We start from the raw sequence: 14,724 nt of genomic DNA on the forward strand, positions 1-14,724 counted from the left end.
ATATCGTGCCAGTTTGAAATCCATCTTGTCGAAAAAACACGTCGATTCTGTCAAAACAGGCGCGTTTGCGGGGAATTCTATGTGGTTTTGGTGGCGGAACGGGTGGAAAAACATTGTCTCCGATCAAAATCACATCCGAAACGGAAAAAGTCAGGTATTTTCGCAACTGCGAATACACATCGTCTGGAGATGAAAATATAGGCAAATGCTTAAATTGCGTCCTTCTCTTTGGTATTTCAGGCGGTTGTTTTTTAGGCGTTTTTTGATTGAATAGGGTGATGATCAAACATCTGTCCGACCTTCTTCTCACGCCTGCCGAAATGGCCGCGGTCGACGCGGCCGCTGCGGCATCCGGCATCGACTCCTTCGGTCTGATGGAGGGGGCAGGTGCCGCGGTCGCGGCCGCTGCTCTGCGCCTTTATCCCGGAGCTTTGCGTTTCGTCGCACTCTGCGGACCGGGCAACAATGGCGGCGACGCCTATGTCGCAGCCCGTCATCTGCAGGAAAGCGGGGCGAGGGTGGCGCTCTTCCACCTCGGCGATCCCATGAGGCTGAAAGGTGATGCCGCCCGTGCCCACATGAACTGCGCGCTCAAGGGACAGGAACTCGACCTCTATCGGCCGGAAACCGGCGACGTCGTCGTCGATGGCTTGTTCGGGGCGGGGCTTGGCCGCGAGGTGCCGGCCGATGTGCGCGCGCTGATCGGCCGCGTCACCGAGGCCGATATTCCTGTGCTCGCCATCGATCTGCCCTCCGGCCTCGATGGTCGCACCGGCAAGGTGCTGGGTGCCGCCTTCCGGGCCTGCAACACCATCACCTTCATGACCCGCAAGCCCGGTCATCTGCTGATGCCGGGTAGGGAGCTTTGCGGTGAATTAGAGGTCTTCGATATCGGTATTCCCGCCCGCATCATCCGCGCTGAGGCAGGCGGTGTCATCGCCGAGAACACGCCGGATGCCTGGAAGCGCGTGCTGCCGGCCGAGCAACTGGAAACCCACAAATACAAGCGCGGTCATCTGGTCGTCTTCTCAGGCGAGGCCCACAAGACAGGTGCCGCGCGCATGTCGGCGATCTCGGGCCTGAAGGCCGGCGCCGGCTTGGTGACCATCGCAGCCCCCCGCGCGGCGATGGCCGCCAATGCTGCGCATCTCACCGCCGTCATGCTGCATGCCATCGACGACGAGGCCGACCTCGGCGACTGGCTCTCCGACAAGCGGCTGCAGACCTTCGTCCTCGGCCCCGGTTTCGGTATCGGCGCCAGGGCGCGCGGCTTCGTCTCGGTCGTTGCCGATCGCCATCTGGTGCTCGATGCCGACGGCATCTCCTCGTTCAAGGACGATCCGCAACAGCTGTTTGATCTTTTCCGGGGTGAGCCGCGTCTGGTGCTGACGCCGCACGAGGGCGAATTCGCCCGGCTCTTTCCCGATATCGGCGGCGACGATAGGCTCGGCAAGGTGGACAAGGCTGTGGCCGCCGCCCGCCGCGCCAATGCCGCGATTATCTACAAAGGCGCCGATACCGTCATCGCCGCGCCAGACGGCCGTGCGCTCATCAATACCAACGCTCCCGTCTGGCTTGCCACCGCCGGTTCCGGCGACGTGCTTGCCGGCATCATCGGCGGATTGCTGGCCCAGGGCCTGCCGGCCTTCGAGGCCGCGGCCGCCGGCGTCTGGCTGCACGGCGAGGCAGGCCAACGCGCCGGCAAGGGGCTGACGGCGGAGGAGCTTGCAGCCGAGGTGTTGCCCCTTTAGAGCGCCTTGCGTCCTTTGGGACGCACAAAGGACGCTCTAGCTCTTTCAATCGCATTGTGCTTTCCGACAATCGATTCCGATTTTCGGTCCGATGCGCTTGCGCCTCGGCATGGGCCAGGATTGAGGAGCGCGGACGCCGCGGATCCAGCCATCTGCCGGATCTGCCCGCTGATGGCCTCCTGCACCTCTGACGCAGAAGCAGCATCGAGGGCGGGTTGAACTCGATGCCGGCTGAATAACGGCCATTGTCGCCGCGATCCTTGCGTGGCATCTTCCCGGCGGAGGATTCCGCGTCTCGTTCACGGGCTTTCCGTTTTGCTGTGTAAGTTTGTCTTCCCGACGGAGGCTCGAATGAGTATTGGCCTGATCGCCCTTCTTGATGATATCGCGGCATTGGCCAAGGTGGCTGCGGCCTCGCTCGACGATATTGCCGGCCAGGCGGCCAAAGCAGGCGCGAAAGCGGCTGGCGTCGTCATTGACGATGCGGCCGTCACACCCCGCTATGTCACCGGATTTTCGGCAGCACGCGAATTGCCGATCATCGGCAAGATCGCGCTCGGCTCGCTGAAGAACAAGCTTCTGATCCTGCTTCCGGCAGCACTGATCCTGAGCCTTGTCGCACCGCAGGCGATCACACCGCTGCTGATGATTGGCGGACTTTATCTCTGCTACGAGGGTGTGGAAAAAGTCTACGGGCTGGTGCTGCCGCACGCGGCCCACGCCCATGAATCGGCGCTCGAGGCGACGAGCCTCGATGCCAAATCCATAGAAGACGAGAAGGTTGCCGGCGCAATCAAGACGGATTTCATTCTGTCGGCCGAGATCATGGCGATTACGCTCGCCGCAGTGCCGTCAGGCAGCATGTTCACGCAGGCCGTCATCCTTGCCGTCGTTGGGCTGGGCATCACGGTCTTGGTCTATGGCGGTGTGGCGCTTATCGTCAAGGCCGATGATCTGGGTCTGATGCTGGCGCGTGTGCGGACGGCGTCTCCGATCGGCGCATTCCTGCGTTCGATCGGAAAGGGGCTCGTCACAGGCATGCCTTATTTTCTGAAAGTGCTCGGCATTGTCGGAACAGCCGCCATGATCTGGGTCGGCGGCGGCATCATCGTTCATGGCCTCGAAGCCTATGGCATCGGCGGCCTTGCGCATCTGATCCATGATGCCGGTGAGGCGACGGCGCATGCAGTTCCCGTTCTGGCATCGGTGCTCAGCTGGATCGTCGAGGCCGCAGGAGCTGGCATCGTCGGGATCGTCGCCGGCTTGATTGCAATTCCGGTCGCCGGCTACGCCGTTTCGCCGCTATGGCGGCACCTCAAGTCGCTCCTGCCGCGCCGGAAAGAGGCGCTGGCGAACGAGAAAAAATGAAGCCTGCCGTTATCGGCGGGCCAGCCTTGCCTACTTCGCCAGCGCCTGCTGCAGGGCGATTGCCCCATGCGGCGCATTGACCTTGCCCTCATGGATCATGAAGGCAAAGACGTCGCGCGGCTCGGTCTTCACCTTGCGATCTCCATCGATCAGCGGCAGGTCATCAGGAACCTTGCCCTCCGCCCAGGTCTCCAGCCGGTCAGCCCAGGCCTTCAGGTCCTTTTCCGGATAGCAGGTCGGAATATCGTCTGATCCCTTCTGCAGCCGCGCATAGACGAAATCGGCCGTCACGTCGGCGATCATTGGATATTCGAAATGTTCGGCGCAAACAGGCGCCACGCCGTATTTGGCCAGCAGCGCCACGAACTCCGGCACCTTGAAGGAATCGTGCCGCACCTCGACCACGTGGCGGAGTGTCAGCCCCTCCTGTTTTGCCGGCAGCAAGTTCAGGAAGGCTTCGAAATCCTCTGCATCGAACTTCTTCGTCGGCGCGAACTGCCAGAGCAGCGGCCCGAGATGATCGCCGAGTTCGCTGATGCCCGATGACAGGAACCGCTCCATCGATTCACCGGCTTCGGCAAGCACCCGCCGATTGGTGACGAAACGTGTCGCCTTCAGCGAGAAGATGAAGCCGTCGGGCACGTCAGCCGCCCATTTGGCAAAGACCGCAGGCTTCTGCGTGCTGTAATAGGTGCCGTTGACCTCGATGACCTTCAGCTGGCGGCTGGCATAATTCAGCTCGTCCTTCTGTTTCAGGCTCTCGGGAAAGAAATGCCCGCGCCAGGGCTCGAAGGTCCAGCCGCCGATGCCGGTGCGGATAGTGCCGGATTTCGTCATGTCGTCCTCCCCATTCGCAGCCGCTCAGGCCGCATTGATCTCTTTCGTCATGTCGACGAGCGTCCATCCCGGCCGATAAGGGTTCGGCCGGCGACCCGTTTCCTGAAACCCGAAGGCGCTATAGAGCGCGATGTTCCGCTCCATCCGCGCATTGGTGTAGAGCCGGATCTCCGGCAAGGCCCATGCCCGCGCCTTGCCTTCCAGCCAGCGCAGCATTGCCAGTCCATGCCCGGCGCCCTGAAAGGCCGGCGAGACCGCGATGCTGAACAGCATGAGGTGATCGGAATGTTGCTCGACGACCACCAGGCCGGCCGTCTGCCCGTCGATCTCGCAGAGCCAGACCTCGCCGCGTTCGATCCGCGGCGCGTAATCCTCCGTCACCGGCATCGGCGGAGCGCCGAACAGCTCGCTATAGGGCCGATAGGCGGCTGCTGTCAGCGTCGCGATCGTTTCCAGATCATCGGGCGACGCCGTCCTCATCGTCATTCCGCCGCAACCGCCTTCTTCGCTGGCCGCCGCTCCAGCAATTCCTTCAGGAATTGCCCGGTATAGGACCGCTTTTCCTTGACGATCGCTTCCGGCGTGCCGGTCGCGACGATCTCGCCGCCGCCGTCGCCGCCTTCGGGGCCGAAATCGAGCACCCAGTCGGCCGTCTTGATGACTTCGAGATTGTGCTCGATCACCACCACCGAGTTACCCTGGTTGACCAGTTCGTGCAGCATTTCGAGCAGCTTGGCGACGTCGTGGAAATGCAGGCCGGTCGTCGGTTCATCGAGAATGTAGAGTGTGCGCCCCGTCGAGCGTTTCGACAGTTCCTTGGCGAGCTTGACGCGCTGCGCTTCGCCGCCCGAGAGCGTATTCGCCTGCTGGCCGACCTTGATATAACCGAGGCCGACATCCTTCAGCGATTGCAGCTTGTCGCGCACCGCAGGCACCGCCGCAAAGAAATCGACGCCTTCTTCCACCGTCATGTCGAGCACCTCGGCGATCGACTTCTGCTTGAAGGTGACATCGAGTGTCTCTCTGTTATAGCGCTTGCCGTGGCAGACATCGCAAGTGACGTAGACATCGGGCAGGAAGTGCATCTCGATCTTGATGACGCCGTCGCCCTGGCAGGCCTCGCAGCGTCCGCCTTTGACGTTGAACGAGAAGCGGCCCGGCTGGTAGCCGCGCGCCTTTGCCTCCGGCAGGCCGGCGAACCAGTCGCGGATCGGCGTGAAGGCGCCGGTATAGGTCGCCGGGTTCGAGCGCGGCGTACGGCCGATCGGCGACTGGTCGATGTCGATCACCTTGTCGATATGCTCGAAGCCGTCGATGCGATCGTGATCGGCCGGGTTTTCACGTGCGCCCATGACGCGGCGTGCCGCCGATTTATAAAGCGTCTCGATCAGGAAGGTGGATTTGCCGCCGCCGGAAACGCCGGTCACCGCCGTGAACACGCCGAGCGGGATCGACGCCGTGACATTCTTCAGATTGTTGCCGCGCGCCCCGACCACCTTGATCTCGCGGCCCTTCTTCGGCTTGCGGCGCTCGTCGGGAACGGGAACGCCAAGTTCGCCGGAGAGATATTTACCGGTCAGCGAGTTCGGACTGTCCATGATGTCCTGCGGCGTACCATGGGCAATGACCTGACCGCCGTGAATGCCGGCCGCCGGGCCGATATCGACCACGTCGTCGGCCGTCATGATCGCATCCTCGTCATGTTCCACGACAATGACGGTGTTGCCGATGTCGCGCAGGTGCTTCAGCGTGTCGAGCAGCCGGGCATTGTCACGCTGATGCAAGCCGATCGACGGCTCGTCGAGCACATAGAGCACGCCCGTCAGCCCGGAGCCGATCTGCGAGGCAAGCCGGATGCGCTGGCTTTCGCCGCCCGACAGCGTGCCGGAATTGCGCGACAGGCTGAGATATTCCAGGCCGACATCATTGAGGAAGCGCAGCCGGTCGCGGATTTCCTTGAGGATGCGCACGGCAATCTCGTTCTGCTTGGCGTTGAAGCTTGCCGGCAGCGTCTCGAACCAATCGCGGGCAACACGGATCGACATACCAGTCACTTCGCCGATATGCAGCGTGTCGATCTTCACCGCCAAGGCCTCCGGCTTCAGGCGGAAGCCGTTGCAGGAAGGGCAGGGGGCCGCCGACATGAAGCGTTCGATATCTTCGCGCGCCCAAGCGGAGTCGGTCTCCTTCCAGCGGCGCTCGAGATTGGTGATGATGCCCTCGAAATTCTTCTGCGTCGTATAGGAGCGGGCGCCGTCGGCGTAGTGGAATTCGATCTTGTCGTTGGTTCCGTTGAGGATGACGTCTTTGGCCTCGTCGGTGAGATCGTTCCAGCGGGTGCCGAGCTTGAAGCCGTAATGTTTGCCGAGCGCTTCCAGCGTCTGATTGTAATAGGGCGAGGTCGACTTGGCCCAGGGCGCGATCGCCCCGTCGCGCAGCGTCCGCTCGGGCTCGGGCACGATCAGATCCGGATCGATCTTCTGCTGGGCGCCGAGGCCGTCACAGGTCGGGCAGGCGCCGAACGGGTTGTTGAAGGAGAACAGCCTGGGTTCGATCTCGGGAATGGTGAAGCCGGAGACCGGGCAAGCGAATTTTTCCGAAAACAGCACGCGCTCATGTGTCTCGTTCAGCGACTTGTTGGCCGAGCCGCCGGCCGACGTCTCTTCCAGCGGCAGCGGCTTGTCGGCGAATTCGGCGACCGCCAGCCCGTCGGCGAGTTTCAGGCAAGTCTCCAGACTGTCGGCCAGCCGCGCCGAGACATCCGAGCGCACGACGATGCGGTCGACCACCACGTCGATATCGTGCTTATATTTCTTGTCGAGCACCGGCGCTTCAGCGATCTCATAGAACTGGCCGTCGACCTTGACGCGCTGAAAACCCTTCTTCATCAGCTCGGCCAGCTCTTTTTTGTACTCGCCTTTGCGCCCGCGCACGAGTGGCGCAAGAATATAAAGACGGGTGCCCTCGCCGAAATCGAGAATGCGGTCGACCATCTGGCTGACGGTCTGGCTCTCGATCGGCAGGCCGGTCGCTGGCGAATAGGGAACGCCGACGCGGGCAAAGAGCAGGCGCATGTAGTCGTAGATCTCGGTGACGGTGCCGACCGTCGAGCGCGGATTGCGCGAGGTGGTCTTCTGCTCGATCGAGATCGCCGGCGACAGGCCGTCGATCTGGTCGACGTCGGGCTTCTGCATCATTTCGAGGAACTGCCGGGCATAGGCCGACAGGCTCTCGACATAACGCCGCTGGCCCTCGGCATAGATCGTGTCGAACGCAAGCGAGGACTTGCCGGAACCCGAAAGCCCGGTCATGACGATCAGCTTGTTACGCGGCAGATCGAGATCGATGCTCTTCAGATTATGCTCGCGCGCGCCGCGGATGGAGATCGTCTTCAGTTCGCTCATCGTCTCTGCTTTGGTTTTCTGGATAACAGCCCTTATTTAGTGATGCCGACGGGCGAGTCGAGGCTGAATATCCGCAAGGGCTCAAGGTTTTCGATTCTGTTGACAGGATCATACGGATAAACTAGAACAAATAAAGAACAAAATTCCTGATGAGTGCATGCGGCTTTCTGATGGGATAAAGATGTGGATTAAATGCCGCCCATGCGCATCGGCGGTCCGTGATGGTTTAAGGTGCGCCGATCGATTAAACGCCGCCGGGCAGGGCGGCAGGCAGGGTGAGAAGTATGGCTGGTAGTGTGAATAAGGTAATTCTGATTGGAAACGTCGGTGCGGACCCCGAAATCCGCCGCACTCAGGATGGCCGGCCGATCGCCAATCTTCGTATCGCGACCTCGGAGACGTGGCGCGATCGCAATTCCGGCGAGCGCCGTGAGAAGACCGAATGGCACACTGTCGTCGTCTTCAACGAGGGCCTCTGCAAGGTCGTCGAGCAATATGTGAAAAAGGGCGCCAAGCTCTATATCGAAGGCCAGCTGCAGACCCGCAAATGGCAGGACCAGCAGGGCCAGGATCGCTACAGCACGGAAGTGGTGCTGCAGGGTTTCGGTTCGACACTGACGATGCTCGACGGCCGCGGTGAAGGCGGCGGCGCGAGCGGCGGCCGTGGCAGTGGCGCCGGCGGCAACGATTATGGCGACGATTACGGCGCCCCGGCTCCCGCTTCATCGCCGAGCCGCGGCGGTGGCGGCGGCGGCAACTTCTCGCGGGATCTCGACGACGATATCCCGTTCTGATCGATAGCCTTTCCTGGCTTGGTGAGAGACGTGAGAGAGCATGATGCCTTGGATGGCGTCATGCTCTTTTTCTTTGATTTCGCGGCAGATGATTCAGACCACATCGGCCGGAATTTGGGGAATTCTGAATGAGCTGCCACATCTTTAATAGAGCTTCCGGTACGCGCCTCCGACTTTGGTTGGACGAGTCACCGCCGTCGATGGATTCAACTCGATGCCGTCTGTGGGAGAGTAAAGTTTTCGCCAGCGGAGAAGGCACTCCTCATCGGACGAACGTGGCTGCGGAAATAGCTCGGCCGGTTGGAGGCATGACTGTACATGGTCTGCTGTCAGTTACCCTGGATAAGTCCACTAAAACGCAAGGTCTGCAGGTGAATGTCCCGATTGAACGTACCAAGGGAGAGAGGTGGTCCCTATCACTTGCTCCAAGTCACCACAAAGTGCTTACCGGATTTGCCGCGGAATACATGCCGGGCCTGTTCAAGGGGATAGAGGATCTTGGTGAGGCTGCATTACCTAGTTTTGGAATTCTCTCCTTTGATCGAATGGCACATTCGGACATAGGTTCGTCGATAGATATTTTTCGCGAGTTGACGAGAGCTATCGTGCGCGCTTTGACTATGGAGCAGGTTCCTGAAACGCCGAATGAGGCGTTCGCACTTCTCGCAGTTTAGATTGAAAGGCGCTCAAGGTTTTTCAGTGCGGCGTCGCGCTGATGAGATTGAACGCCGACTTTGCCCCGTCGACGACGAATTGTGCGGCAAGCGCGGCGAGGATGACGCCGAGGAGTCGCGTCAGGATCGCCCGGCCGGTGACGCCGAGAAAACGGTCCAGCCTTTCGGCGATGAGCAGCATGACGAAGGTCAGGAGCAGATTGGCGGCAATGACGCCGATCAGCTGCGCTTTCCCGATCGAGGTGGCGAGCGTGCCGGCAAGCAGGATCGTCGCCGAGATCGCGCCCGGGCCGGCGATCAGCGGCAAGGCGAGCGGGAAGACGGCGATATTCTCGATATGATCCTTGGTGATCGCCGCCTCGGTCGCCTTCTCCTTGCGCTCCTGCCGCCTCTCGAACACCATCTCGAATGCGATCCAGAACAGCAGCAGCCCGCCGGCGATGCGGAAGGCGCCGATCGAAATCCCGAGCACCCCGAGCACGCCCGCGCCGAAAAGCGCGAAGACGGCAAGGATGATGAAGGCGATGACCGAGCCGCGCAGCGCCACCTGCTTGCGCTCGGTTCGGCTCATGCCCGTCGTCAGGCCCAGAAAGATCGGCGCAAGCCCCGGTGGATCGATGGTGACGAGCAGCGTCGTGAAGGCGTTGATCAATTGGTCGGCGCTTGCCATCGGCTCTCCGGAACCCCATATGGGTGCGTGGTTTTTATGATTGTGAAGCGGGGATTCCGATTTGGCAAATATCCCGCGGCGGCCCGCGGCGGATTTGTCCGGTCCGGCCGCGCAACTTGCATGTTTTACCCTCTTTAAGCCGCAAAAGCCTGTTCAAAACGCGCTGTGAAATTGGCGCGGCAACAGGCTTTCCGCTATAAATCTTCAAGTGATTCTAGAAGAGATCGTGATCTGTTTTGACTGAGCAAACACCCCCCGGCGGCGGGAAGCTCCCGCCAGGCATCGAGCCCATCTCCATCATGGAGGAAATGCAGCGGTCGTATCTCGATTACGCCATGAGCGTCATCGTCAGCCGCGCGCTGCCCGACGTGCGCGACGGCCTGAAGCCCGTGCACCGGCGCATCCTCTACGGCATGTCCGAACTCGGCATCGACTGGAACAAGAAATACGTCAAATGCGCCCGCGTCACCGGTGACGTGATGGGTAAATTCCATCCGCACGGCAATTCCGCGATCTATGATGCGCTCGCCCGCATGGCGCAGCCCTGGTCGCTGCGTCTGCCGCTGATCGACGGTCAGGGCAATTTCGGTTCGGTCGATGGTGATCCGCCGGCGGCCGAACGTTATACCGAATGCCGCCTCGAAAAGGCTGCCCACTCGCTGCTCGACGATCTCGACAAGGAAACCGTCGATTTCCGCGACAACTACGACGGCACGCTTTCCGAGCCGGTCGTGGTGCCCGCCAAGTTCCCGAACCTGCTCGTCAACGGCGCCGGCGGCATCGCAGTCGGCATGGCGACCAACATCCCGCCGCACAATCTCTCCGAAGTCATCGACGGCTGCATCGCGCTGATCGACGATCCGGCAATCGAGCTGCCGGAACTGATCCAGATCATTCCCGGTCCCGATTTCCCGACGGGCGCGAAGATCCTCGGCCGTGCCGGCATCCGCTCGGCTTATGAGACCGGCCGCGGCTCCGTCATCATGCGCGGTGTCGCCGCCATCGAGCCGATGCGCGGTGACCGCGAGCAGATCATCATCACCGAGATTCCCTACCAGGTGAACAAGGCGACGATGATCGAGAAGATGGCCGAGCTGGTGCGCGACAAGCGCATCGAAGGCATTTCCGATCTGCGCGACGAATCCGACCGCCAGGGGTATCGCGTTGTCGTCGAGCTGAAGCGCGATGCCAACGCCGATGTTATCCTCAACCAGCTCTATCGTTATACGCCGCTGCAGACGTCCTTCGGCTGCAACATGGTGGCGCTGAACGGTGGCAAGCCCGAACAGCTGACCCTGCTCGACATGCTGCGCGCTTTCGTCTCGTTCCGCGAGGAAGTCGTTAGCCGGAGAACGAAATTCCTGCTGCGCAAGGCGCGTGATCGCGCCCATGTGTTGGTTGGTCTCGCCATCGCCGTCGCCAATATCGACGAGGTCATCCGCGTCATCCGCCAGGCGCCCGATCCGCAGTCGGCTCGCGAAGAACTGATGACCCGCCGCTGGCCGGCGGAAGATGTCGAAAGCCTGATCCGTCTGATCGACGATCCGCGCCATCGCATCAACGAGGATCTGACTTACAACCTCTCCGAAGAGCAGGCCCGCGCCATCCTCGAATTGCGCCTTGCCCGCCTGACCGCGCTTGGCCGCGACGAAATCGGCGACGAACTCAACAAGATCGGCGAGGAAATCAAGGATTATCTCGATATCCTCTCCTCGCGCGTCCGCATCCAGACCATCGTCAAGGACGAACTTCTCGCCGTCCGCGACGAGTTCGGCACGCCGCGCCGCACCGAGATCGTCGATGGCGGTCTCGAAATGGACGACGAGGACCTGATCGCGCGTGAAGACATGGTCGTCACCGTCTCGCATCTCGGTTATATCAAGCGCGTGCCACTGACCACCTACCGCGCCCAGCGCCGAGGCGGCAAGGGCCGCTCCGGCATGACCACCCGCGACGCGGATTTCGTTAGCCGGCTATTCGTCGTCAACACTCATACGCCGGTTCTGTTCTTCTCCTCGCGCGGTATCGTCTACAAGGAGAAGGTCTGGCGCCTGCCGATCGGCACGCCGACCTCACGCGGCAAGGCGCTGATCAACATGCTGCCGCTCGCACCCGGCGAGCGCATCACCACGATCCTGCCATTGCCCGAAGACGAGACGAGCTGGGACAATCTCGACGTCATGTTCTCGACCACGCGCGGCACGGTTCGCCGCAACAAGCTGTCGGATTTCGTCCAGGTCAACCGCAATGGCAAGATCGCCATGAAGCTGGAGGAGGAGGGCGACGAAATCCTCTCCGTCGAGACCTGCACGGAAAATGACGACGTGCTGCTCACGACGGCGCTCGGCCAGTGCATCCGCTTCTCCGTCGACGACGTCCGGGTCTTTGCCGGCCGCAACTCGATCGGCGTGCGTGGCATCAATCTCGGCGATAGCGACCGCATCATTTCCATGACGATCGTTGGTCATGTCGATGCCGAGCCGTGGGAGCGTGCTGCCTATCTCAAGCGTTCCGCCACCGAACGCCGGGCGACGGGCGTGGATGAAGAGGATATTGCGCTGGTCGGTGAAGAGGTCATCGAGGAGGGACAGCTCTCCGACGACCGCTATGACGAGCTGAGAGCACGCGAACAGTTCGTGCTCACCGTCTCCGAAAAGGGCTTCGGCAAGCGTTCGTCGTCCTACGACTTCCGCATTTCCGGCCGCGGCGGCAAGGGCATCCGCGCTACCGACACCTCGAAAACAGCCGAGATCGGCGAGCTGGTCGCGGCTTTTCCGATCGATGATGGCGACCAGATCATGCTGGTCTCCGATGGCGGTCAGCTGATCCGCGTGCCGGTCGGCGGCATCCGCATCGCCAGCCGCGCCACCAAGGGCGTCACCATCTTCTCGACGGCCAAGGACGAGAAGGTCGTCTCGGTCGAGCGCATCAGCGAGCCGGAGGAGGACGAGACGGAAGAGGCTGTCGAGATCGCCGAAGGCTCACCTGCTACTGAAGAAGGTGCTGCCGACGAAGGTGGCGGCGACGAGGCGCCGATTGCCGATGGCGATCCGGCCGGGCCTGCCGAGGAATGATCAAATGAACGGGGCGGCTTCGAGCCGCCCTTTTCTTTTCAAATCGGAGATGGTTCGGGACACGCCCAAAGAAAAAGCCGGACGCTGTGTGGCATCCGGCTTTGAATGGCCCTGGCGACGGAAGGGTGCCGCTCAAGGGTGGGAGAGGGCAGTAAGCGAGGAATGTCAGAATGCTCTATGTTTTTCATTCAGAGCCTTCACCTCTTCGCCTTCGCGCCGGAGCGCTGAAATCGTCGAGGCCACAGACACGATGAACATGACGCTGATAAGGGCGGTGAGCATTGTCAAGATCGTGAACATAGGCATTCCTTTCCTGGGGAGTTGCGTTCTCGCCCCTCAGTACTGGCCCAGCACGGCCGTCCGGGCCGAAGCGTAGGGTCCATAAACCTTGGACGTATCAACCTTCTGATCATAGAGAGCGACAGTTGCGGTCAGCATGCCCGTGACCATTACCATCCAGAGCACGTTAATCATCGTAATCTTGCCGGGCATTTTTAATCCTTCCGCGCCGCTCTAATGTATCGGTTGAATGAACGCATCCGTCTGTAAATGGTTCCGCCGGATGTTGATCGGGTGTTTACCAATGCCGATCTGAAGCGACCTTGAATGTCTCGTTCATCTGGCATTCAGATTCGCAGCTCGTTTTTCGCGCAGCCGAACCTGGATGCGCACGATCGCCGCGTGCTCGGCAAGCTCCGGCCGCACCCAGCTCATCTCGTATCGATCGGCGAAATAGCCATAGGCCATCTCGGCGGCGAGGGAGGAAACGACGGCAAGTGCAACAAGCACGATCAGCATGGATCTGGTCTTTCAGGGAGCGCGGATGCCGGAATGGCATCGGCTGCTTTGATGATCGGAGTTAAACAGATCCTATCTGAAACGGTCTTGAACGGGCCATTCATCCGTCGTTTAACCGCCCGGCGCATAACGGCCTTTTACGTGTCCGAAAAGACGCGCGGCGCTCTGGCCGGAGCTGGGCAAATCACTTGCGAGAAGGCGTCATCCGTGACAAAAGGCGTCAAACCAACGGTCGGGCCACATGACGACAGCTTTCTATCCGGGGTCCTTCGACCCGATCACCAATGGGCATGTGGATGTTCTGGTCCAGGCGCTCAACGTCGCAGAAAAGGTGATCGTCGGGATCGGCATCCATCCCGGCAAGGCGCCGCTCTTCTCCTTCGAAGAGAGAGCAGAGCTGATCCGCTGTTCGCTGGCCGAGGCGCTGCCCGGCAAGACCGGCGACATCGCCGTCGTCGCCTTCGACAATCTTGTCGTCGATGCCGCTCGCACCCATGGCGCCACGCTGTTGATCCGCGGTCTTCGCGACGGCACCGATCTCGATTACGAAATGCAGATGGCCGGCATGAACCGGACGATGGCGCCCGATATTCAGACCATCTTTTTGCCGGCGGGCACTGCCTCGCGGCCCATTACCGCCACATTGGTCCGCCAGATCGCCGCCATGGGCGGCGATGTCAGCGCTTTCGTGCCGGCCGCCGTCTTGCAAGCCCTCACATCCAAGCGCCCAAACTAGCAAGCGCAAAGACCAGGCGGAACCCGCCGCAATGGAGCTCATATGAAACTCTTTTATCTCGCATTTGCCGGCGTGTTGTATCTCGCCTCCTTCGCGGGGGATGCTTTTGCCCAGTCGGCCGATCACTATCTCACCATCCAGCTGAAGAACGGCCCAGTCGTCATCCAGCTCATGCCTGAGGTGGCGCCGAAGCATGTCGCCCAGATTGAAGCACTGGCCAAGAAGGGCGAATATGACAACGTCGCCTTCCACCGCGTCATTGACGGCTTCATGGCTCAGACCGGCGACGTCAAATACGGCAACATGGAAAAGGGCTTCGATGCGAGCCTCGCCGGCACCGGCTCGTCGGATATGCCTGATATCCCGGCTGAATTCTCCAAGACCCCGTTCGTGCGCGGCACGGTCGGCATGGCCCGCTCGCAGGATCCGAATTCCGCCAATTCGCAGTTCTTCATCATGTTCGCCGAAGGCTCCTTCCTGAACGGTCAGTACACCGTCGTCGGCAAGGTTGTTTCCGGCATGGAGAACGTCGACAAGATCAAGAAGGGTGAAGGCCAGAACGGCGAAGTCAAAAGCCCAGACCGGATGATCAAGGTCACCCTGGGCAAGAAGTAAGTT

Annotated in this window: 13 protein-coding genes and 1 pseudogene; 7 read left to right on the forward strand and 7 right to left on the reverse strand. The window is 61.0% G+C overall.

From position 1 onward, the window contains the following. Window positions 1–278: 278 nt before the first annotated feature. Complete coding sequence (locus tag AC2444_RS09785; protein ID WP_012757435.1) at window positions 279–1,751, forward strand: bifunctional ADP-dependent NAD(P)H-hydrate dehydratase/NAD(P)H-hydrate epimerase; 1,473 nt, start codon at window positions 279–281, stop codon at window positions 1,749–1,751. 351 nt (window positions 1,752–2,102) lie between these two features. Continuing rightward, complete coding sequence (locus AC2444_RS09790) at window positions 2,103–3,119, forward strand: DUF808 domain-containing protein (RefSeq protein WP_012757436.1); 1,017 nt, start codon at window positions 2,103–2,105, stop codon at window positions 3,117–3,119. 30 nt (window positions 3,120–3,149) lie between these two features. On the opposite strand, the gene AC2444_RS09795 is transcribed toward AC2444_RS09790, so the two are convergent. The 3 genes from AC2444_RS09795 to uvrA are packed head-to-tail and all read right to left on the reverse strand — an operon-like array spanning window position 3,150 to window position 7,360. After that, window positions 3,150–3,956 carry a DUF72 domain-containing protein gene (locus AC2444_RS09795; RefSeq protein ID WP_012757437.1) on the reverse strand — a complete coding sequence of 269 codons (807 nt, stop codon included), beginning with the start codon at window positions 3,954–3,956 and terminating at the stop codon, window positions 3,150–3,152. 24 nt (window positions 3,957–3,980) lie between these two features. Then, entirely contained in the window at window positions 3,981–4,442 is a 462-nt protein-coding gene (locus AC2444_RS09800) for a GNAT family N-acetyltransferase (protein WP_012757438.1), read from the reverse strand. Further along, on the reverse strand, window positions 4,439–7,360 hold the full coding sequence (uvrA, locus tag AC2444_RS09805) for an excinuclease ABC subunit UvrA (RefSeq protein ID WP_012757439.1): 2,922 nt from the start codon (window positions 7,358–7,360) through the stop codon (window positions 4,439–4,441). Before uvrA ends, AC2444_RS09800 begins: the two co-directional genes overlap by 4 nt. A gap of 284 nt (window positions 7,361–7,644) precedes the next feature. On the opposite strand from uvrA, the gene AC2444_RS09810 reads away from it, so the two are divergent. Further along, window positions 7,645–8,154, forward strand: a complete 510-nt coding sequence (locus AC2444_RS09810) for a single-stranded DNA-binding protein (RefSeq protein WP_012757440.1) — start codon at window positions 7,645–7,647, stop codon at window positions 8,152–8,154. Between the two features lie 308 nt (window positions 8,155–8,462). Further along, the gene (locus AC2444_RS09815) at window positions 8,463–8,828 is read left to right on the forward strand and encodes a hypothetical protein (RefSeq protein WP_017994061.1); all 366 of its coding nucleotides are present in this window, start codon (window positions 8,463–8,465) and stop codon (window positions 8,826–8,828) included. Window positions 8,829–8,850: 22 nt separating this feature from the next. Here the strand turns inward: AC2444_RS09815 and AC2444_RS09820 are convergent, their stop codons facing one another. After that, complete coding sequence (locus AC2444_RS09820) at window positions 8,851–9,498, reverse strand: MarC family protein (protein WP_012757442.1); 648 nt, start codon at window positions 9,496–9,498, stop codon at window positions 8,851–8,853. A 236-nt stretch (window positions 9,499–9,734) separates the two neighbouring features. Between AC2444_RS09820 and gyrA the strand changes: the two genes are divergently transcribed. Continuing rightward, window positions 9,735–12,572, forward strand: a complete 2,838-nt coding sequence (gene gyrA / locus AC2444_RS09825; RefSeq protein ID WP_012757443.1) for a DNA gyrase subunit A — start codon at window positions 9,735–9,737, stop codon at window positions 12,570–12,572. Window positions 12,573–12,737: 165 nt separating this feature from the next. Here the strand turns inward: gyrA and AC2444_RS09830 are convergent, their stop codons facing one another. The 3 genes and pseudogenes from AC2444_RS09830 to AC2444_RS09840 form a co-directional block, all read right to left on the reverse strand. Next, window positions 12,738–12,872, reverse strand: coding sequence for a hypothetical protein (locus tag AC2444_RS09830; RefSeq protein WP_260298902.1), 135 nt, complete (start codon window positions 12,870–12,872; stop codon window positions 12,738–12,740). Window positions 12,873–12,908: 36 nt separating this feature from the next. After that, complete coding sequence (locus AC2444_RS09835; RefSeq protein WP_003539654.1) at window positions 12,909–13,064, reverse strand: hypothetical protein; 156 nt, start codon at window positions 13,062–13,064, stop codon at window positions 12,909–12,911. A 123-nt stretch (window positions 13,065–13,187) separates the two neighbouring features. Further along, a pseudogene (locus AC2444_RS09840) lies at window positions 13,188–13,474 on the reverse strand (hypothetical protein). A 137-nt stretch (window positions 13,475–13,611) separates the two neighbouring features. Here AC2444_RS09840 and coaD point away from each other — a divergent pair. Both coaD and AC2444_RS09850 read left to right on the forward strand, forming a co-directional pair. Beyond that, on the forward strand, window positions 13,612–14,106 hold the full coding sequence (coaD, locus tag AC2444_RS09845; protein ID WP_012757446.1) for a pantetheine-phosphate adenylyltransferase: 495 nt from the start codon (window positions 13,612–13,614) through the stop codon (window positions 14,104–14,106). Between the two features lie 42 nt (window positions 14,107–14,148). Beyond that, window positions 14,149–14,721: a peptidylprolyl isomerase gene (locus AC2444_RS09850; protein WP_012757447.1), complete on the forward strand. Its 573-nt coding sequence runs from the start codon at window positions 14,149–14,151 to the stop codon at window positions 14,719–14,721. Window positions 14,722–14,724 lie beyond the last annotated feature (3 nt).

The organism is Rhizobium sp. WSM1328 (assembly GCF_057653715.1).

Coding starts and splice junctions, on each gene's coding strand:
- AC2444_RS09785 (WP_012757435.1), top strand. CDS start 279: ATGATCAAACATCTGTCCGACCTTCTTCTCACGCCTGCCGAAATGGCC.
- AC2444_RS09790 (WP_012757436.1), top strand. CDS start 2,103: ATGAGTATTGGCCTGATCGCCCTTCTTGATGATATCGCGGCATTGGCC.
- AC2444_RS09795 (WP_012757437.1), bottom strand. CDS start 3,956: ATGACGAAATCCGGCACTATCCGCACCGGCATCGGCGGCTGGACCTTC.
- AC2444_RS09800 (WP_012757438.1), bottom strand. CDS start 4,442: ATGACGATGAGGACGGCGTCGCCCGATGATCTGGAAACGATCGCGACG.
- uvrA (WP_012757439.1), bottom strand. CDS start 7,360: ATGAGCGAACTGAAGACGATCTCCATCCGCGGCGCGCGCGAGCATAAT.
- AC2444_RS09810 (WP_012757440.1), top strand. CDS start 7,645: ATGGCTGGTAGTGTGAATAAGGTAATTCTGATTGGAAACGTCGGTGCG.
- AC2444_RS09815 (WP_017994061.1), top strand. CDS start 8,463: ATGACTGTACATGGTCTGCTGTCAGTTACCCTGGATAAGTCCACTAAA.
- AC2444_RS09820 (WP_012757442.1), bottom strand. CDS start 9,498: ATGGCAAGCGCCGACCAATTGATCAACGCCTTCACGACGCTGCTCGTC.
- AC2444_RS09830 (WP_260298902.1), bottom strand. CDS start 12,872: ATGTTCACGATCTTGACAATGCTCACCGCCCTTATCAGCGTCATGTTC.
- AC2444_RS09835 (WP_003539654.1), bottom strand. CDS start 13,064: ATGCCCGGCAAGATTACGATGATTAACGTGCTCTGGATGGTAATGGTC.
- coaD (WP_012757446.1), top strand. CDS start 13,612: ATGACGACAGCTTTCTATCCGGGGTCCTTCGACCCGATCACCAATGGG.
- AC2444_RS09850 (WP_012757447.1), top strand. CDS start 14,149: ATGAAACTCTTTTATCTCGCATTTGCCGGCGTGTTGTATCTCGCCTCC.